This window comes from Streptomyces sp. NPDC042102, from assembly GCF_055582305.1.
This window is the reverse complement of record NZ_JBVJDL010000003.1, coordinates 781,791-799,633: the sequence shown is the minus strand read 5'-3', so window position 1 is coordinate 799,633 and position 17,843 is coordinate 781,791. Positions and strand designations below refer to the sequence as shown.

General features: G+C 72.9%; 15 protein-coding genes, 1 pseudogene and 1 riboswitch. Of the genes and pseudogenes, 6 read left to right on the top strand and 10 right to left on the bottom strand.

The features are described from left to right. Nucleotides 1–5: 5 nt before the first annotated feature. On the bottom strand, nt 6–590 hold the full coding sequence (locus ACZ6KO_RS16960; protein ID WP_469304733.1) for a Uma2 family endonuclease: 585 nt from the start codon (nt 588–590) through the stop codon (nt 6–8). Between the two features lie 114 nt (nt 591–704). Next, a riboswitch (cobalamin riboswitch) is annotated at nt 705–842 on the top strand. Between the two features lie 146 nt (nt 843–988). Between ACZ6KO_RS16960 and ACZ6KO_RS16955 the strand changes: the two genes are divergently transcribed. From ACZ6KO_RS16955 to ACZ6KO_RS16940, 4 genes and pseudogenes are all read left to right on the top strand, one after another. Then, nucleotides 989–3,382 (top strand): ribonucleoside-diphosphate reductase subunit alpha, encoded by a 2,394-nt coding sequence (locus tag ACZ6KO_RS16955; RefSeq protein ID WP_469304732.1) that lies wholly within the window; start codon nt 989–991, stop codon nt 3,380–3,382. Further along, the gene (locus ACZ6KO_RS16950; RefSeq protein ID WP_401454639.1) at nt 3,382–4,395 is read left to right on the top strand and encodes a ribonucleotide-diphosphate reductase subunit beta; all 1,014 of its coding nucleotides are present in this window, start codon (nt 3,382–3,384) and stop codon (nt 4,393–4,395) included. Before ACZ6KO_RS16955 ends, ACZ6KO_RS16950 begins: the two co-directional genes overlap by 1 nt. A 57-nt stretch (nt 4,396–4,452) precedes the next feature. Next, nucleotides 4,453–5,862 carry a hypothetical protein gene (locus ACZ6KO_RS16945; protein ID WP_469304731.1) on the top strand — a complete coding sequence of 470 codons (1,410 nt, stop codon included), beginning with the start codon at nt 4,453–4,455 and terminating at the stop codon, nt 5,860–5,862. A gap of 123 nt (nt 5,863–5,985) precedes the next feature. Then, nucleotides 5,986–6,927 (top strand): annotated as a pseudogene (locus ACZ6KO_RS16940) (helix-turn-helix domain-containing protein). A gap of 15 nt (nt 6,928–6,942) precedes the next feature. Here the strand turns inward: ACZ6KO_RS16940 and ACZ6KO_RS16935 are convergent. From ACZ6KO_RS16935 to ACZ6KO_RS16895, 9 genes are all read right to left on the bottom strand, one after another. Beyond that, entirely contained in the window at nt 6,943–8,055 is a 1,113-nt protein-coding gene (locus ACZ6KO_RS16935; RefSeq protein ID WP_469304730.1) for a hypothetical protein, read from the bottom strand. A 165-nt stretch (nt 8,056–8,220) separates the two neighbouring features. After that, entirely contained in the window at nt 8,221–8,853 is a 633-nt protein-coding gene (def, locus tag ACZ6KO_RS16930) for a peptide deformylase (protein WP_469304729.1), read from the bottom strand. Between the two features lie 111 nt (nt 8,854–8,964). Further along, nucleotides 8,965–9,960: a tetratricopeptide repeat protein gene (locus ACZ6KO_RS16925; protein ID WP_401454642.1), complete on the bottom strand. Its 996-nt coding sequence runs from the start codon at nt 9,958–9,960 to the stop codon at nt 8,965–8,967. 120 nt (nt 9,961–10,080) lie between these two features. Continuing rightward, a complete protein-coding gene (locus tag ACZ6KO_RS16920) occupies nt 10,081–11,403 on the bottom strand; it encodes an HD-GYP domain-containing protein (protein WP_469304728.1) in 1,323 nt (440 codons plus the stop codon). Next, nucleotides 11,400–12,773, bottom strand: coding sequence for an HD-GYP domain-containing protein (locus ACZ6KO_RS16915; RefSeq protein ID WP_469304727.1), 1,374 nt, complete (start codon nt 12,771–12,773; stop codon nt 11,400–11,402). Before ACZ6KO_RS16915 ends, ACZ6KO_RS16920 begins: the two co-directional genes overlap by 4 nt. Before the next feature lie 216 nt (nt 12,774–12,989). Next, on the bottom strand, nt 12,990–13,292 hold the full coding sequence (gene rsrA / locus ACZ6KO_RS16910; protein ID WP_469304726.1) for a mycothiol system anti-sigma-R factor: 303 nt from the start codon (nt 13,290–13,292) through the stop codon (nt 12,990–12,992). Then, nucleotides 13,289–13,933 carry a sigma-70 family RNA polymerase sigma factor gene (locus tag ACZ6KO_RS16905; RefSeq protein ID WP_401454646.1) on the bottom strand — a complete coding sequence of 215 codons (645 nt, stop codon included), beginning with the start codon at nt 13,931–13,933 and terminating at the stop codon, nt 13,289–13,291. Before ACZ6KO_RS16905 ends, rsrA begins: the two co-directional genes overlap by 4 nt. A 269-nt stretch (nt 13,934–14,202) precedes the next feature. Next, complete coding sequence (locus tag ACZ6KO_RS16900; protein WP_469304725.1) at nt 14,203–14,841, bottom strand: alpha/beta hydrolase family protein; 639 nt, start codon at nt 14,839–14,841, stop codon at nt 14,203–14,205. A gap of 19 nt (nt 14,842–14,860) precedes the next feature. Beyond that, nucleotides 14,861–15,676 (bottom strand): SOS response-associated peptidase, encoded by an 816-nt coding sequence (locus ACZ6KO_RS16895; protein WP_469304724.1) that lies wholly within the window; start codon nt 15,674–15,676, stop codon nt 14,861–14,863. A 53-nt stretch (nt 15,677–15,729) separates the two neighbouring features. Here ACZ6KO_RS16895 and ACZ6KO_RS16890 point away from each other — a divergent pair, with 53 nt between their 5' ends. Together ACZ6KO_RS16890 and aroA are read left to right on the top strand one after the other, a co-directional pair. After that, on the top strand, nt 15,730–16,443 hold the full coding sequence (locus ACZ6KO_RS16890; protein ID WP_469304723.1) for a M50 family metallopeptidase: 714 nt from the start codon (nt 15,730–15,732) through the stop codon (nt 16,441–16,443). Nucleotides 16,444–16,485: 42 nt separating this feature from the next. Beyond that, nucleotides 16,486–17,835 carry a 3-phosphoshikimate 1-carboxyvinyltransferase gene (gene aroA / locus ACZ6KO_RS16885; protein WP_469304722.1) on the top strand — a complete coding sequence of 450 codons (1,350 nt, stop codon included), beginning with the start codon at nt 16,486–16,488 and terminating at the stop codon, nt 17,833–17,835. Nucleotides 17,836–17,843: the final 8 nt, after the last annotated feature.

Sequence of the window (17,843 nt, the reverse complement as noted above, 5' to 3'; positions counted from 1 at the left end):
GAGGGTCAGCGCACCCAGTCCTTGAGGGCCTCGGTCTGGAGGGTGATGCCGACGGGGTCAGGGAGCTCGACGTCCTGACCGAAGGCAAGGGTGCGCACATTCACGTAGCGAACACCGTTCGGCTCGCTGTAAACCCTCACCAGACAGGCGTCCCGGTCGATCAAGAGGTAAACAGGGATACCCGCCTCCGCGTAGGCGCGCGGCTTCTCCTTGCGATCACGCTCGTCGGTGTCGGAGTCGTACGAGGTGACCTCGACGACCATCAGCACCGGCGACGGGTCGGCCCACTCGCCCTGGCCCTCGAACGCCCCGTCCGGGGCGAGCGAGGCGTCCGGGCGTGCCCGCCCCCCGCGGTACCGCTCGACCTTCAGCCCCCGTTCGACGTGGAGCCACTGCTCGGGGCGGAACTGCATGCAGACGCGCGCAAGCCACACCACGATCCGGTCGTGATCCCCGTCCGGCATGGCCTTGCTCCTCAGTACCCCGTCAATGAATTCCAGCCGCGCCCCCTCTGATTCGCGCGCCGCTATCCGCGCCAAGGCTTCGAAGTCTTCGATGGGCATGTGCGGTCGGTGAGTCATCACGGTCATGCCTCGCTCGCCTTCCTGGACGGTCTGCCTCCGACGATAGCGGAGAGGTACGTCATAGGGACTCCGCGTCGCGGGCGACACAACATCTGGGGGGTCACGCATCCACCGCCCCCCACATGTATGCTCATCCTCGCTGTCGCCGCAGGGGAATCCGGTGCGAATCCGGAACTGTCCCGCAACGGTATGAAGTGCGCCTTTCGTCAGGAGGGGCACGCCGCGAGTCCGAGGACCTGCCGACGGTGCGCCCGGGTCGACCGTCCCGGGTGCCGACCACGTCCGGGCCTCGCGGTTGGGCCGGTGGACGCCATGCGGTGCCACGTGTTCCCGTCACGCCCGCATGCGCGCCCTCGTGCCCGCGTCCGCCGGTGACCGGAGCCGAGCGAGGGAGAGCTCCCCCCGTGACCATCGCGCCTTCCGCACCGCGCGCCGAGTCCGACCTGCCCGAGGCCGAAGGCCCCGGCGCCGCGCTGCTGCGCACCCTCACGGACCTCACGGCCGATCTGCCGGACACCGACCCCGGCCGGGTCGCCGCCGCCGCCCTGCGCGGCCGCAGCGCCACGTCGGACGAGGCCGAACTGCGGGGGCTGGCCACCGAGGCGGCCGCGGGGCTGATCTCCGAGGACCCGGCGTACTCCCGGCTCGCCGCCCGGCTGCTGACGCTGGCCATCGCCGACGAGGCCGCCGGCCAGGGGGCCACCTCCTTCTCCGCCTCGGTCGAGGTCGGCCACCGCGAGGGCCTGATCGCGGACCGCACCGTGGAGTTCGTCCGCGCCCACGCCGCCCGCCTGGACGCGCTGGTCGAGCACGCGCTCGCCGAGGGCGCCGACGACCGCTTCGGCTTCTTCGGCCTGCGCACCCTGCACAGCCGCTACCTGCTGCGCCACCCGCTGACCCGTCAGGTCATCGAGACCCCGCAGCACTTCATGCTGCGCGTGGCCTGCGGCCTGGCCGAGGACGACAGCGTGCGCGCGGTGGAGGAGGTCGGCTCGCTCTACGCCCTGATGAGCCGCCTGGACTACCTGCCCTCCTCCCCCACCCTCTTCAACTCCGGCACCCGGCACCCGCAGATGTCCTCCTGCTACCTGCTGGACTCCCCGCTGGACGAGCTCGACTCGATCTACGACCGCTACCACCAGGTGGCGCGTCTGTCGAAGCACGCCGGCGGCATCGGCCTGTCGTACTCGCGCATCCGGGCCCGTGGTTCGCTGATCCGCGGCACCAACGGCCACTCCAACGGCATCGTCCCGTTCCTGAAGACCCTCGACGCCTCGGTCGCCGCCGTGAACCAGGGCGGCCGGCGCAAGGGTGCCGCCGCCGTCTACCTGGAGACCTGGCACGCGGACATCGAGGAGTTCCTGGAGCTGCGCGACAACACCGGTGAGGACGCCCGGCGTACGCACAACCTGAACCTGGCGCACTGGATCCCGGACGAGTTCATGCGCCGCGTGAACTCCGACGGCCAGTGGTCGCTGTTCTCCCCGTCCGACGTGCCCGAGCTGGTCGACCTGTACGGCGCCGAGTTCGACGCCGCGTACGTCAAGGCCGAGGCGGCGGGCCTGGCCAAGAAGACCATGCCGGCCCGGGAGCTGTACGGCCGCATGATGCGTACCCTCGCGCAGACCGGCCAGGGCTGGATGACGTTCAAGGACGCCTCCAACCGCACCGCGAACCAGACCGCGCTGCCGGGCACGGTGGTCCACTCCTCCAACCTGTGCACCGAGATCATCGAGGTCACCAACGACGGCGAGACGGCCGTCTGCAACCTCGGTTCGGTCAACCTCGGCGCGTTCGTGCTCGCCGAGACGGGCGAGATGGACTGGGAGCGGCTGGACGAGACCGTCCGCACCGCCGTGACCTTCCTCGACCGCGTCGTGGACATCAACTTCTACCCGACCGAGCAGGCCGGCCGCTCCAACGCCAAGTGGCGTCCGGTGGGCCTGGGCGCGATGGGGCTCCAGGACGTCTTCTTCAAGCTGCGGCTCCCCTTCGACTCCGCCGGGGCCAAGGAGCTCTCCACGAAGATCGCCGAGCGGATCATGCTGGCGGCGTACGAGGCGTCGGCCGACCTGGCCGAGCGCAACGGCCCGCTGCCGGCCTGGGAGCAGACCCGTACCGCGCAGGGCGTGCTGCACCCCGACCACTACGGTGTGACGCACCACTGGCCCGAGCGCTGGGACGCGCTGCGCGCCCGGATCGCCACCAGCGGCATGCGCAACTCGCTGCTGCTGGCCATCGCCCCGACGGCGACCATCGCCTCGATCGCCGGTGTGTACGAGTGCATCGAGCCGCAGGTCTCCAACCTCTTCAAGCGCGAGACGCTCAGCGGTGAGTTCCTCCAGGTCAACGGCTACCTGGTCGAGGACCTCAAGAAGCTCGGCGTCTGGGACGCCCAGACCCGCGAGGCGCTGCGCGACTCCTCGGGCTCGGTCGAGGGCTTCGGCTGGATCCCGGCCGAGATCCGCGAGCTGTACCGCACGGCGTGGGAGATCCCCCAGCGCGGCCTGATCGACATGGCGGCGGCCCGTACGCCGTACCTGGACCAGAGCCAGTCGCTGAACCTGTTCATGGAGACGCCCACCATCGGCAAGCTCAGCTCGATGTACGCGTACGCCTGGAAGCAGGGCCTGAAGACCACGTACTACCTGCGCTCGCGCCCGGCGACGAAGATCGCCCGCGCCGCGTCGGGCGCGGCCGCCGTCCCCGCCGCCGCCACACCGCTGCCGCAGGCCGTCGACGCCGACGCGCTGGCCTGCTCCCTTGAGAACCCCGAGTCCTGCGAGGCCTGCCAGTAATGCCCAGCTCCGACAAGAACCTTCTCGACCCGGGCTTCGAGCTGACGCTCCGTCCGATGCGCTACCCGGACTTCTACGAGCGCTACCGGGACGCGATCAAGAACACCTGGACGGTGGAGGAGGTCGACCTCCACTCCGACGTCGCCGACCTCGCCAAGCTCACCCCGGCCGAGCAGCACATGATCGGCCGCCTGGTGGCGTTCTTCGCGACGGGTGACTCCATCGTGTCGAACAACCTGGTGCTGACGCTCTACAAGCACATCAACTCCCCCGAGGCGCGCCTGTACCTCTCGCGCCAGCTGTTCGAGGAGGCCGTGCACGTCCAGTTCTATCTGACGCTGCTCGACACCTACCTGCCCGACCCGGACGACCGCGCGGCGGCCTTCGACGCGGTCGAGGAGATCCCCTCGATCCGCGAGAAGGCGCAGTTCTGCTTCAAGTGGATGGACTCGGTCGAGAAGATCGAGCGCCTGGAGACGGCCGCCGACCGGCGCCGCTTCCTGCTGAACCTGATCTGCTTCGCGGCGTGCATCGAGGGCCTGTTCTTCTACGGCGCCTTCGCCTACGTCTACTGGTTCCGGTCGCGCGGTCTGCTGCACGGCCTGGCGACCGGCACCAACTGGGTGTTCCGCGACGAGACCATGCACATGAACTTCGCCTTCGAGGTCGTGGACACGGTCCGCAAGGAGGAGCCGGAGCTCTTCGACGACGCCCTCCAGCAGCAGGTCACGGACATGCTGAAGGAGGCGGTCGAGGCCGAGCTGCAGTTCGGCCGGGACCTGTGCGGCGACGGCCTGCCGGGCATGAACACCGAGTCGATGCGCGAGTACCTCGAGTGCGTCGCCGACCAGCGCCTGGTCCGCCTCGGTTTCCCGCCGGTCTACGGCTCGCAGAACCCGTTCGCGTTCATGGAGCTCCAGGGCGTCCAGGAGCTGACGAACTTCTTCGAGCGCCGCCCGTCGGCCTACCAGGTCGCGGTCGAGGGCACGGTCGACCTCGACGAGGACTTCTAGGTCCGACGTCCGGGCCCGGGTTCCGGGTCCGGACCGCTCTTGCTAGCGTCCCCGCCCATGGGAAGAAGTACCTGGCTGACCAGGACCTCGGGCGGGGGCGCACTGCTGTGTGCGGGGGTGGCGCTGTGGCGGGTGCTGTTCCGGGCGGGGCCGCCGTTGCCCGATCCGTGGCTCGCCGTGCTCGGGTCGGCGGCGGTGCTGTGCGCGGCCGGCTGGGTGTGGGCCGCCGTCCGGCCGGTCCGGCAGCCGCGGGCCGTTCCCGCGGAGCCGCCGCCGGGTCCGCCGGCCCGGATGCCCTGGCGGGCGGCCGGCCGGCTCCGGGTGGCGGGGCTGGTGTGCTGCGTGCTCTTCCTGCCGATGCTGCTGGTCGATCTGGGGCTGCGGCCCGACGGCGCCGAGGCGCGGCGGATCGCCGTGCTGCGGGAGGCCGGCGCGATCGTGGACGAGGCCCGGATCGAGGAGGTGCTCCGCCGGGACCCGCGGACCGACCTGACCGTACGGGTGCCCGGACTCGCGGTCAGCGGCGACGAGTCGGTGCGGGTGACGGGTGCGGTGGTGGACGGCCGCCCCGTGGTCGGCGGCCGGGTGCAGGTGCTGCACGTCCCCGGCTCGCCCGGGCTCGGCGGCTACGTGGACGAGGCGGGCGTTCTCGCCCGCTATGCCGCGGATGCCCCGACCGGCTGGGCGCCGCGCCTCTTCCCCGGCTCGGAGCTGCTGTTCTTCCTGCCGGTGATCGGGCTGCTGGGTGCCGGCGTCCTGGCCCTGGTGGTGCTCCGGCCGCCCGCCGGGGTGCGGGCGCTGCGTGCCGATGCCCGGACCCCGGGCAGGCAGGTGTGGGGGGTCCGGGCGGAGGTGCGCGTCGCCCGGCGGACCGTCCAGCCGGCCACCGGCCGCACGGGCCGGACCTGGCTGGCGTTCACCACGGCCGACGGCGTCGAGTTCAAGGCGGGCGGGGAGGTCGGGCCGGTGGACCACGACCTGGCCGCGGTGGCCGCCGAACTCACCGGCCGGCCCGGCTGGTTGTGCGGCCGGGCCCATGACGGGAAGCTCTCGGGCCCGCAGCCGGTGTGCTTCACCACCGACACGGGCGACGCGGTGTGGCTGCTGCTGGACCCGAGCACCTTCCGGCGGGTCCTGCGGGGGCGGGCGGCCAGGGTGGCGACGGAGCACCGGGGGCGGCTGCTGAGGCCGCGCGCCGAGGTCCGGCTGCGCTCCCATCTGCCCTGGCTGGCGGGGGTGTTCGCGGCCTGGGCGCTGCTGCTGCCGGTGCTGCTCACCCCGTCCGGCCACGGCCGCTCATGGCTGCTGGTCGGGCTGTCCGCGGCGGCCTTCGCCGGGGCTCTGGCGCTGCTGTTCCACGGCCGGTCGGCGGGGCGGGCCGCAGGCGCGGGCTGGGAGACCGTCCCCGCCCGGGCCCGGAAGGCGCCGCGGCCCCGTACGGAACCCCGCACTCCGGTCGAGCCGTAGGGCCCTTCGGGCGGGACCCGGTTCACTCGCAGGACGCGTGCCGCAGGGCCATCCGGTTCGCCGCCGGGCGGGGCTGCTCGCGCCGGCGCGCGGCCCGGCCGGCCGCCCCGCCCTGCCGGGCAGATGAACGGTGTCGCCCCCTTCGAGTTCGGCATCTTCTGCGAGGTGTTCGGGGATCGACCGGAGCAGCGCCGGACTGCCGGTGTACGACTTCGCCGTGTGCGCCGGCGAGGAGGGGCCGCTGACCCTGGCGGAAACCGGGCTGACGCTCACTCCCGAGCACGGGCTGAAGCGGCTGGCCGAGGCCGACCTGATCTGTCTGCCGGCCGACCGCCAGGCCCCGTACGGGACTACCCCGAGCCGCTGCTGGAGGCCCTGCGCCAGGCCGTGGACCGGGGCACCCGCGTGCTGAGCGTGTGCAGCGGGGCCTTCGTACTCGGCGCGGCCGGGCTGCTCGACGGCCGGCGCTGCACCACCCACTGGATGCACGCGCCGACCCTGATGCACCGGTACCCGCGCGCCCTGGTCGACCCCGAGGTGCTGTACGTCGACGAGGGCCGGGTCGTCACGGCGGCCGGCACCGCCTCGGGGATCGACGCCTGCCTGCACGTGGTCCGGCAGGAGCACGGCGCCGAGGTGGCCAACACCATCGCGCGCCGCATGGTGGTCCCGCCGCACCGGGACGGCGGCCAGGCCCAGTACATCCGGCGCCCGCTGCCGCGCACGGCCTGCGACACGGTCGGCGAGGTGATCGCCTGGATGGCCCGCCACCTGGCGGAGGAGATCACCGTGGAGCAGCTGGCGGAGCGGGCGCACATGTCACCGCGCACCTTCGCCCGCCGCTTCCTCGCCGAGACCGGCACCACCCCGTACCAGTGGCTGCTGCGCCAGCGGGTGCTGCTGGCACAGGAGTTGCTGGAGTCCTCCGACGAGACGGTGGACGCGATCGCGGGCCGCTGCGGCTTCGGCAACGCCGCCGCCCTGCGCCACCACTTCCTGCGCACCCTGGGCACCACCCCGAATTCCTTCCGGCGCACGTTCCGGGGGCCGCAGGCGGTGGCGTGACGTCCTGTGTGAGGGCTACTTCTTGCAGGTGACCGGGGTGTCCAGGCTCTTCGACTGGCCCTTCGACGGACCGCTGTCGATCACGATCGCCGCGGTGACGGGGCCGGGGGGAGGATTGGGAACGGCCACCGTGTGCGTCACCTGCCGGACTTCCTGGGGTGCCGCGAACGTGACCGTGCCGGAGGCCTTCTGGCCCTCCCAGTGGTACCGCACCGTGCCCGCCGCGCTGCCGGTGAGCCTGGCGGTGACCTTCAAGCCCTGGGCGCAGTCGAGTTCGCCGCCGACGACGCCTTCGGCGTTCAGCACCATGTCGGTGATCGCCACGTTCTGCGAGGTGCCCTTCCGCCGGTCCTCCTTGCCCTCCTTCTGGCCGGCCTTGCCGCCCTTCGCCTGGCCTTCCTCGAAGCCGGTCTCGTACCCCTTGGTGTATCCGGCCGTGTACCCCTTGCCCTCCAGTGCCTTGCACTCGTCCGCGGTCAGCCCCTGCCTCGACTTGGACGCGTCGTCGTAGCTCTGCTTGTACGCATCGGCGAAGCCGTCCTTCCGGCCGTCCTCCAGGCCCTTGGTACGGCCGTTCCGATAGCCCTGTGCCTCGATCGTCACGTCATCGCACGCGGAGGTCCCGGTGCCGGGCGGAACGCCGGGCGGGACGGGGTTCGCCGGGGGCACGGGCGCATCGGCCCCGTCCGTCACCGTGAGCGTGGTGGTCTTGGTGTCCTTGCCGACCCCGCCGCCGCCGGGGGTGAGGGTCACGGTGATCGTGTGCGGGCCATTGGCGGCATCCGCCTTGACCTGCAGCGCGCTGCCGTCGGTGCTCGTCGAGGCGGGGGGCGGCTTGATGATGATGCAGCTCTTGGGCTTGCCGAGGAACAGCCCCGGCGACGAGACCTCGATACAGCTGAGCTGCCCCACGGGCGCCTTGTGGTTGGCCAGAGTCGTCCGGACGACGAAGTTGAAGCCCGGTTTCGCGGTTTCCATGAACCCGCCACTGGGGTTGATCGTCTCCACATTGCTGATCGAGACGTTCTCGTCCGCCACCGCCCCGGGCGCGTACGCCAGGGCCATACCGACGGCCAGGGGCAGGGCGACCGCCCCACGGGCGATCCTTGTCCGAGCGGAATTCCTCATGACCCGCCCGGGCCGGTCCGGCGACAACGGGCGCATGACGGCCGCACGCGTGCAACGCTTCATGGCGATTCCTTCCGCGTTCCCTCCCGGCGGGCAGTTCGCGGCGTGCGTCACTTCCATGCTGGCCCGGCGGTGGAACGGTGTCCACCGCGGGGCGCAGGGCGCTTACTCGTTCGGGACGGTCTCGTAGCGCGGGGTGTTCTCCGCCATCTGGCGCAGGGCGTCCTTGCGGTCGCGCTTCGAGAGCCGGTCGATGTACAGGTAGCCGTACAGGTGGTCGGTCTCGTGCTGGAGGCAGCGCGCGAAGTAGCCGGTGCCGCGCACCTTGATCGGGTTGCCCTCGGCGTCCTGGCCGGTCACCTCGGCGTAGTCGGGGCGGGCCAGCGAGGCGTACGCCGTCGGGACCGACAGGCAGCCCTCGTTGGAGTCGTCCAGCACCCGGCTGCCGGCCGGCAGCTCGACCAGGCGCGGGTTGACCACGACACCGGTGTGCCGCACGCCGTCGTCGTCCGGGCAGTCGTACACGAAGACCTTGGCGTCCACGCCGATCTGGTTGGCGGCCAGGCCCACGCCCTCGGCGGCCTTCTGGCTGGCGAACATGTCGTCGATCAGCTGGGCCAGCTCGGCGCCGAACTCGGTGACGTCCTTGCACTCGCGGTGCAGGACCGGGTTGCCGACCACCGTGATCGGACGGGCGGTGCCCCGCTCGCGGTGGGCGAGCTCGCGCGCCTCACAGTCCTCGGTGTCCACGACGTACCCGTCGTTCACCTCGACAACCTCGTTCTCCTGCTGCGCCATGTCCGCCGATCGCCTTCCGTAAGTCACCGTGTGCCGCTACAGCCTAGTCAATGCCCAGGCGGCGGTCCGGGCGGACCGATCAGTCCCGGCCGGGGGGCGGCGGACCGCGGCTCAGCAGACCTCTTCGAGGTCCCGCCACTCACGGGTGTCCGGGCTGTCGGCGACCCAGCCGTCCAGCAGACCGCGCACCAGCCCGGCCGGCGCCGCGATCCCGCACTCGCGCTCGGGCACCCACAGGGAGCCCGACCCGGCCGTGCGGTGGCCGAGGGGGCCCGGGTGGCCCGGTTCGCTGTGGTCGTGCGGGTCGAGGTGCTCGCCGTCGCCCTCGTCGCTGGGCATCGTGGACTCCGAGCAGGTCCGGCACAGCAGCCGCACCGACGAGGACCAGTCCTCGGCGGCGAACCCGGCGTCCGAGGCCAGCTGCTCCAGGGCGTCCCGGTCGGACTCGGAGGCCGCCTCCAGCAGCACCACCCAGGTCGGCACCGGGGACGGCGCCCACAGCTCGATCTCGTCGAAGACCGGGTAAGAGGGGCCGGCGGCCGTCACGCGCTCGCCGTGCGGGACCCCGTCGTGCAGGACCACCTCGCCCCAGCGCCGCCCGGACGACGGCAGCGGGATCGACAGGACCTCCATACGCGCCGGATCCAGCCGGCGGCCCCAGACCACCTCGGCCTCGCCCTCGGGCGACAGCCGCACGGCCGCGCTGCCCAGCTCCATGCCCACCGGCTCGCCGGAGCCGGAGCTCCCGTGCGGGTCACCGGGCACCTTCAGCCCGTACGCCTGCCAGGCCCGCCGGGCCAGCGGCCAGTCCTGGAGCGCGGTGGCCGCGATGCCCACGTTCCACCAGTCCGGCGCCCCGGTCTCGCGGTCCAGCAGGGCCACCGCCCGCAGCCCGGCGGCCCGGGCCTGCTCCCAGTCATGCCGGAACTTGTGCAGCAGCGCCAGGTTGAACCAGGACTCCGACAGCCACGGCTCCAGGTCCGCGGCTCTGGTCAGCAGGGCGCCCGCGTCGTCGTACCGACCGTCGCCGATCAGCGTGAACGCGCGGTCGGTGGCCTGCCGCCACGAGGCGGAGGGCCGATGCCGTACCTTCCCGAAGATCCTCACGATTCCCGCCTGCCTGGGGGCACCTCCCAGCGGTAGCTGGGGGAGAACGGTGCAGCCTTGCGGACACTCTCACTTCGCATCCAACCATGCCCACTCGGACGGCCGCTCATTACCCATGGGTTACCCCGGTGGAACTGCTACGACTCTGGCACGTCCGCCCCGCGTCAGAACCCTGGCCAGACACTCCACCACCTCCGGCTGATAGTCGTGTCCGGTGCCCAGCCGCAGCTTCTCCAGGGCCGCCAGTGAGCCGCCCGGGTGACGGCTCCCGCCGGCCAGATCCTCGTACGCGTTGACGGCCCGGACGATCCGCGCGGCCACCGGCTGCTGCCGGTACGGATCGGCCTGCCGCTCCACCACCACCGCGACCTCGTCGGGCACCCCGGTCTGCCGGGCCACCTCGCCGCCCAGCGCCGCGATCCGGCGGGCCTCGGCGGCCGGCAGCGGCGCGGTGGCCCCCGCCGGGACCGGGTCCACCAGCGACAGCTGGCCGATGTCGTGCATGAGCGCTGCGTACTCCAGCACGGTCAGCTCCCGCTCCGACAGGCCCAGCTCCCGCCCCACCGCGCAGCTGAGCACCGCGACCCGGCGGGCGTGCCCGGGGCGGGTGTACCCGGCGATCTCGGTGGCCCGGGCCAGCGAGGTGATCGTCTGCCGGTAGGTGGTACGGACCGCGGTGATCCGGCGCAGCGACATCTGGGTCAGCAGCAGCGGCACGCTGAACACGGGCAGCGCCCACAGGCCCGCCACGGCCGCCCCGAGCGCCATCACCGCCCCGGTGGCGCAGATCGCCGAGCCGATCCCGGCGAGCGCCCGCAGCTCGTCGCGCAGCAGCGGCCCGTACGGCCGGCCGGTGCGGGCCCCGGCCAGCGCGGCGGCGAGGACCGCGTCGCACAGCGCGGTCAGACCCAGCAGGGCGAGCAGGAAGACCACCAGGAGGGGGCCCTGCCCGAACCACTGTTCCAGCCGTCCCGAGTTGTACAGCGGCTGGAAGCAGGCAGCGGCGAAGGCCACGGTGAGCACCCGGCGGGCCACGTGGTCCAGGTCAGGGCCGCCGCCCCGGGCGATGTGCGGAACGGTCCCGGCGAGGGCCGCCGCGACGACGACGGCCACGACCTGGAGCACCCCGTGCCGGGAGGGCTGCCCGGCGCACTGGCCGAGCAGCGCGTACGCGAGCGCGCCGGCCGAGCCGAGCGGCGCGCCGTGGCGGTCCTCGGCCGGTGGCGGCCCACCCGGCCCACCCGGCCCACCCGGCCCACCGGGCCCACCCGGCCCGCGCGGCCCGCGCGCGTCGCGGCGGACCAGCTCGCCCACGGCGATGAGCACCCCGAAGGCGAGCGCGATCCGGGGGTCGGCGACGCCGTTCCACAAGGTGTGCCCGAGCCCCGCCGCGGTCAGCGCCCCGGCGGCCGCGCGCACCGCCCGGGCGGGATATGTCCTCACGTCCGGCCCCCGCCGGTCCGCGCGGAGGCGTCGCCGCTCTGCGCGGGCATCCCGGGCAGGGCGCCCCGGGGATCGGCGGCCGCGGCGGCGGCGATGACCTGGAGGTCCTCGTCGGAGGTGACGACGGGGTGCCAGCCGTCCCGGCGGACCGCCGTGGCCAGCGCGCGCACCATGGCCGGTTCGAACTGGGTGCCGGCGCAGCGCTCCAGCTCGGCCAGCGCCACGGGAACCGGCCGGGCCCGGCTGTAGGAGCGGGTCGAGGTCATCGCGTCGAAGGCGTCGGCGACCGCCACCACCTTGGCCGGCACCGGGATCTGGTCGCCGGTCAGTCCGTACGGATAGCCGGATCCGTCGACGCGCTCGTGGTGGTGCAGGATCGCGGACCGGGCCTCGCCGAGGAAGCCGATGCCGCGCACCATCTCGTGGCCGTACTCGGGGTGGAGTTCGATGACCCGGCGCTCCTCGGGGGTCAGCGGCCCGTCCTTGCGCAGCAGCCGGGTCGGTACGCCGAGTTTGCCCACGTCGTGGAGGATGCCGGCGATGCGGACCACCTCCAGGCGGTCCTCGGCCATGCCCAGCTCGCGGGCGATCATCGCGGAGGCCTGGCCGACGCGTTCGCTGTGGCCGCGCGTGTAGCGGTCCTTGATGTCGACGGCGTGGACGAGGGCGCGGATGGTCGCCCGGTGGGCGGCCCGTTCGCGGTGGGCCTGCGCGAAGATCCAGCAGGAGAGGTACATGGGCAGCAGCACCAGCAGGGCGGCCGGCGGGCCGTAGGAGCTGCGCCACATCACGGCCATCATCAGCCCGGCCAGGCCGTGCACGCAGTGCGGGACGAGGGACCGGGTCAGCAGCCCGCGCCAGGCCAGGGCGGCGGGCCGGCGCTCGGCGGTGGCCAGCACGCCGCCGTCGAGGGCGGTGAGGACCAGGCAGAAGACGGTGGCGCCGGCCGCCGCGGGCAGCGCCGCGTACGGGAAGTCGGCGCCGGGCCCGCCCAGGGCCGCGTACGCCCGCCCGGCGGCCCACGCGGCGATCGCCTGCTGCGCCGCGTGCCACAGCCGGCGTACCCCGGCGGGCGGCGAGGCGACGGGGGCGGCCAGCGCCCCGGGTACCGCGGCCAGCGCCGCGGCGGCGGGCGGCAGCAGGAAGACGCCCGCCAGCACCACGGGGAAGAAGGAGCCGATGCCCTCGGGCACCCTGCGCCCGGTCACCGGGCAGCCGCGGACCACTTCGCAGGCCAGGTAGAGCCCCGCGAGGAGGACGAGCGGAACCCACGCGGTGGCGGGGCCGAGCACCGCCGGCAGCACACAGGCGACGGCGCCCGCCAGGGCGCAGAGGATATAGACGCGCGCCACCGGCGGAAGTCCCCGCATGGCGCTCTCCTCCCCTGTGGCCCGGCACGTCGTCGCAGGCTGGGTACCGAATCGAAGCGGTACCGATTGGGGAGAATAGGTGGGGCCCCGCACGCCGTGGGGCCACATTTTCGTATTGCGCCGTCCGGGTGCCCCTGGATTAGCACCTTCGGGTGAACGAAGGGGCGTTCCGGGGGCAGGTGTTCACGGACGTCCGGCCGGCGGCGGCCGGTGGTGTCAGCCGGTGGCCGGTCCCGCCGTGACGTCGTGGTCGGGGACGGCCTGGCCGGAACGGATCAGCTCGATCCGCCCCATGACCTTGGACCGCAGGTCGGTCGGCACGTCGTCCGACCCGCAGCAGCGCTTCACCAGCTTCTTCACGGCCTGCTCGAGCCCGTACTTCTCCAGGCAGGGATTGCACTCGCCGAAGTGCGTCTCGAACTTCGTGCAGTCGCTGTCCGGCATTTCGTGGTCGAGGAACTCATAAAGGTGGTCCAGGACCTCAGAGCAATCCATCTCGTGCGGCTCTCCGCAGCTCATGAGCCCGAGCCTTTCCGGTCGTTCGACTCTCCCGCGCCCGCGGGGACCAGCCCGCGCTCACGGGCGTAGTCCTCCAGCATTCCGCGGAGTTGACGGCGGCCACGGTGCAGTCGCGACATGACCGTACCGATGGGTGTACCCATGATGTCCGCGATCTCCTTGTACGCAAAGCCCTCTACGTCCGCGAGATACACGGCGATGCGGAACTCTTCCGGAATGGCCTGCAGGGCTTCCTTGACGTCCGAGTCGGGCAGGTGGTCGAGCGCCTGCGACTCGGCGGAGCGCAGCCCCGTCGACATGTGCGACTCGGCGCGCGCCAGCTGCCAGTCCTCGATCTCCTCCGCCGCGCTGCGCTGCGGTTCCCGCTGCTTCTTGCGGTAGGAGTTGATGAAGGTGTTGGTCAGGATGCGGTAGAGCCACGCCTTGAGGTTGGTCCCCTCGCGGAACTGGTGGAAGGACGCGTACGCCTTCGCGTACGTCTCCTGGACCAGGTCCTCGGCGTCGGCCGGGTTGCGCGTCATGCGCAGTGCGGCCGAGTACATCTGGTCGAGGTAGCCGAGGGCGTCCCGTTCGAAGCGCGCGTTGCGCTCCGCGGTCGTCTCCTCCGCGTGGCCTTCGTCGGTCCCAGTGACGGAACCCACCTCCTCCGACAGCGTGGCAGCTCCGAATGCGGACCCGCTCGAATCGGAGAATAGTCGACCATCCCGGCCCCCCGCCGCCCGAACCGGGGTGCGCTTCGGCGCAGGCAGCACCGTCCAGTCCAGGTCAGCGGCCTGCGGACGGTTCTGGCTGATGACCTGGGTCATGCGCATCCTCATCTTCCGGCGGTTCCTACGTTCCGACACCGGCGTCAACCAAGGACGAAGGTCCCGCATTCCCGTCCGCTGCGGGGAATCCACGTGCGGGCCGCTCACGGCCGGAGCCGGTCCAGCCAGCCGGCCGTCGTCGTGGTGATCAGTTCCAGGGCCTCCTCCTGGGTGGTGGCGGCCCGCTTGGGCACGGCGAAGCCGTGGTCGCCGTCCGGGACCTCCACCAGCTCGTAGGAGCCCTCCGGGAACTCCTCCGGGCGCCCGAAGGGGTCCCGGCCGCCCTGGAGCACCAGCGTGGGGCGCCCGGCCCCGGTCAGCTCCGCCGCCCGGGAGCTCTCCGGCCGGCCCGGCGGGTGCAGCGGGAAGGCGAGCGCCAGGACGCCGGCCGCGTCCAGCTCGACGGCGGTCCGGCAGGCCACCCGGGCCCCGGCGCTGCGGCCGCCCGCGACCACCGGCACTCCGGGCTCCGCGAGCGCCGGCCACAGCGCGCGCCAGCCCTCGTCCAGCACCTTCGGGGCGGCGGCCACCTTCTTGCCGGCCACCCGCCAGGGCTGTTCGACCAGCGCCACGGTGATCCCGCGGCCGGGCAGGGCGGCGGCCAGCGCCCGCAGGTCGCGGGCCTCGATGCCGCCGCCCGCCCCGTGGCTCACGGCCAGCACGAGGCGGGCGCCACGGGCGGGGTGCCAGGTGATGCGGGCCTCGCCGGCCGGGGTGTCCACACTCTGGGTACGCGTCGTCATGCGCCCCATCCTGCCCGGGTCAGAACAGCGTGCCGAGCTCCGGCGCGGCCAGCTCCGCCAGCAGCTCGGGCCCGTTGTTGCGGACGTTGCTGACGGCCGTGGCGACCGGGTAGGCCCGCATCAGGCCGCCGGGCGGCGGCGTGAGCAGCCCGCGCAGCCCCGCCACGTCGGTGTCGGTGGGGTCCAGCCAGGCGTCCCAGCGGTCCGGGGTGAGCATCAGCGGCATCCGGGGGTGGATCTCGGCGAGCGAGCCGGGTCCCTCGGCGGGCGCGATGCCCAGCGGGGTGGTCTCGGCCTCGGTGGTGATCACCGAGCAGGTCACCCACCAGGCCTGCGCGTGCGCGTCGGGCAGGGTGCGGTCGCGCCAGAACTCGTAGATCCCGGCCATCGCGAAGACGGAGCCGTCGGCGGGCGTGACGAAGTACGGCTGCTTGCGCGGGCGCTTCTTCCTCCCCTCGACCTCCAGCTGCCGCTCGTCGGTGCCGGTGACCCACTCGTAGTAGCCGTCGGCGGGGACGATGCAGCGCCGCTGCGCGAAGGGGCGGCGGAAGGAGGGCTTCTCGTGCAGGGTCTCGGAGCGGGCGTTGATCATCCGGGCGGCGCCGTCGGGGTTCTCGGCCCAGGAGGGGACCAGCCCCCACCGGACGGTGCGCAGCTGGCGAACCGGACGCGGGTCCCCCGCGTCTTTCAGGGGACGGTCGAGTACGACGTACACCTCCTTGGTGGGTGCCACGTTCCAGTCGGGCGCCAGGGCCTCCTCGGGCTCCCACCGCTCGATCCCGAAGACGTCCACCAGGTCCTCGGGCCTACGACTCGATGCATACCGTCCGCACATGGCTGTCACACTGCCATGTCATCCGACCACCCAGGCAAGGAGTCCGCCGTCAGATGAACAGCACCTCCGCGGCCGGCCTGTGGGACCGGCTCACCGGCACGCAGGCAGCCCCCGAGATGTGGCTGGTGATCGTGACCGGCCTGGTCGCCCTGGCCGTTGTCCTCCCGCATCCGGTCTGGCGAATATCGCGCAACGCCGTGACCATCGCTCACGAGGGCGGGCACGGGCTGGTCGCCGTCCTGACCCGCCGCCGGCTGGAGGGGATCCGGCTGCACTCGGACACCAGCGGCCTGACCGTCAGCCGCGGCAAACCGACCGGGCTGGGGATGATCCTGACCGCGGCCGCCGGCTACATCGCGCCGTCATTGCTGGGGCTGGGCGGGGCCGCGCTGCTGGCCTCGCACCGCATCACGCTGCTGCTGTGGGCGGCGACGGCGCTGCTCCTGGCGATGCTGACGATGATCCGCAACGCGTACGGCGCCCTGACCGTGATCACCTGCGGCGGCGCGTTCCTGCTGGTGTCCTGGCTGGCCCCGGCCGAGGTGCAGGCCCTTTTCGCGTACGGGGTCGTCTGGTTCCTGCTGCTCGGCGGTGTACGGCCGGTGTTCGAGCTCCAGGGCAAGCGCCGGCACGGCGGGGCCCCCGATTCGGACGCGGACCAGCTGGGACGCCTGACGCACCTGCACCCGGTGGTGTGGCTGATCATGTTCCACGTGGTCACGCTGTGCTCGCTGACGGGCGGCGGGCGGTGGCTTCTCGGCCTGTGAGCGGCGCGGCCGGGTACCGGGCACTGCCACTAAAGTGAGGGCATGACCCAGACCCCTGCGCCGCCCGCCCTCTGGCCCGCCCCGCTCGCGGACGGATCCGTCCGTGCCACCGTGACCGTGCCGGGGTCGAAGTCGGTGACCAACCGTGCCCTGGTGCTCGCGGCCCTGGCCGCCGAGCCGGGCTGGGTGCGTCGGCCGCTGCGTTCGCGCGACTCCCAGCTGATGTCCGACGCGCTGCGCGCGATGGGCGTGGGCATCGAGGAGACGGTTTCCTCCAGTTCCGCCGACACCGGTTCGGGTGAGGCCTGGCGGATCATCCCGGCCGCGCTGCACGGCCCGGCGACCGTGGACGTCGGCAACGCCGGCACCGTGATGCGCTTCCTGCCGCCGGTGGCCACGCTGGCCGCCGGTGACATCCGTTTCGACGGCGACCCCCGCTCGTACGAGCGCCCGCTCGGCCAGGTCATCGGGGCGCTGCGCGCGCTCGGTGCCCGGATCGACGACGAGGGCCGGGGCGCGCTGCCCCTGACCGTGCACGGCGGCGGGGCGCTGGAGGGCGGCACCGTCGAGATCGACGCCAGCAACTCCTCGCAGTTCGTCTCCGCGCTGCTGCTGTCGGCCCCGCGCTTCAACCAGGGCGTCGAGGTGCGGCACGTGGGCTCCAACCTGCCGTCGATGCCGCACATCCGGATGACGGTGGAGATGCTGCGCGCCGCCGGCGCCCAGGTCGACACCCCGGAGGCGGGCGGCGAGAAGAACGTCTGGCGGGTGGCGCCGGGCGCGCTGCTGGGCCGCGACATGGTCGTGGAGCCGGACCTGTCGAACGCGCAGCCCTTCATGGCCGCCGCGCTGATCACCGGCGGCACGGTCACGATCCCGGACTGGCCGCGGCGCACCACGCAGCCCGGCGACGCGCTGCGCGAGATCTTCACGCAGATGGGCGGCTCCTGCGAGCTGACCGACGCGGGGCTGGTCTTCAGCGGCACCGGCAAGATCCACGGCATCGACGTGGACCTGGGCGACGTCGGCGAGCTGACCCCGGGCATCGCGGCGGTGGCGGCGCTGGCCGACTCGCCGTCGACCCTGCGCGGCGTGGCCCACCTGCGGCTGCACGAGACGGACCGGCTGGCGGCGCTGACCAAGGAGATCAACGAGCTCGGCGGCGACGTCACCGAGACCGCCGACGGCCTGCACATCCGCCCGCGCCGCCTGCACGGCGGGGTGTTCCACACCTACGACGACCACCGGATGGCCACCGCCGGCGCGGTGATCGGCCTGGCGGTCGAGGGCGTGCAGATCGAGAACGTGGCGACGACCGCGAAGACCCTGCCGGACTTCCCCCGGATGTGGACGGACATGCTCGCGGGAACCGCTGCGGGAGCGGGAGCGTAAGGGCCAGC

Bases quoted from the DNA above. Each gene is read 5' to 3' on its own strand.
- ACZ6KO_RS16960 (WP_469304733.1), bottom strand. From the start codon at position 590: ATGACCGTGATGACTCACCGACCGCACATGCCCATCGAAGACTTCGAA.
- ACZ6KO_RS16950 (WP_401454639.1), top strand. From the start codon at position 3,382: ATGCCCAGCTCCGACAAGAACCTTCTCGACCCGGGCTTCGAGCTGACG.
- ACZ6KO_RS16945 (WP_469304731.1), top strand. From the start codon at position 4,453: ATGGGAAGAAGTACCTGGCTGACCAGGACCTCGGGCGGGGGCGCACTG.
- ACZ6KO_RS16935 (WP_469304730.1), bottom strand. From the start codon at position 8,055: ATGAGGAATTCCGCTCGGACAAGGATCGCCCGTGGGGCGGTCGCCCTG.
- def (WP_469304729.1), bottom strand. From the start codon at position 8,853: ATGGCGCAGCAGGAGAACGAGGTTGTCGAGGTGAACGACGGGTACGTC.
- ACZ6KO_RS16915 (WP_469304727.1), bottom strand. From the start codon at position 12,773: ATGCGGGGACTTCCGCCGGTGGCGCGCGTCTATATCCTCTGCGCCCTG.
- rsrA (WP_469304726.1), bottom strand. From the start codon at position 13,292: ATGAGCTGCGGAGAGCCGCACGAGATGGATTGCTCTGAGGTCCTGGAC.
- ACZ6KO_RS16900 (WP_469304725.1), bottom strand. From the start codon at position 14,841: ATGACGACGCGTACCCAGAGTGTGGACACCCCGGCCGGCGAGGCCCGC.
- ACZ6KO_RS16895 (WP_469304724.1), bottom strand. From the start codon at position 15,676: ATGTGCGGACGGTATGCATCGAGTCGTAGGCCCGAGGACCTGGTGGAC.
- ACZ6KO_RS16890 (WP_469304723.1), top strand. From the start codon at position 15,730: ATGAACAGCACCTCCGCGGCCGGCCTGTGGGACCGGCTCACCGGCACG.
- aroA (WP_469304722.1), top strand. From the start codon at position 16,486: ATGACCCAGACCCCTGCGCCGCCCGCCCTCTGGCCCGCCCCGCTCGCG.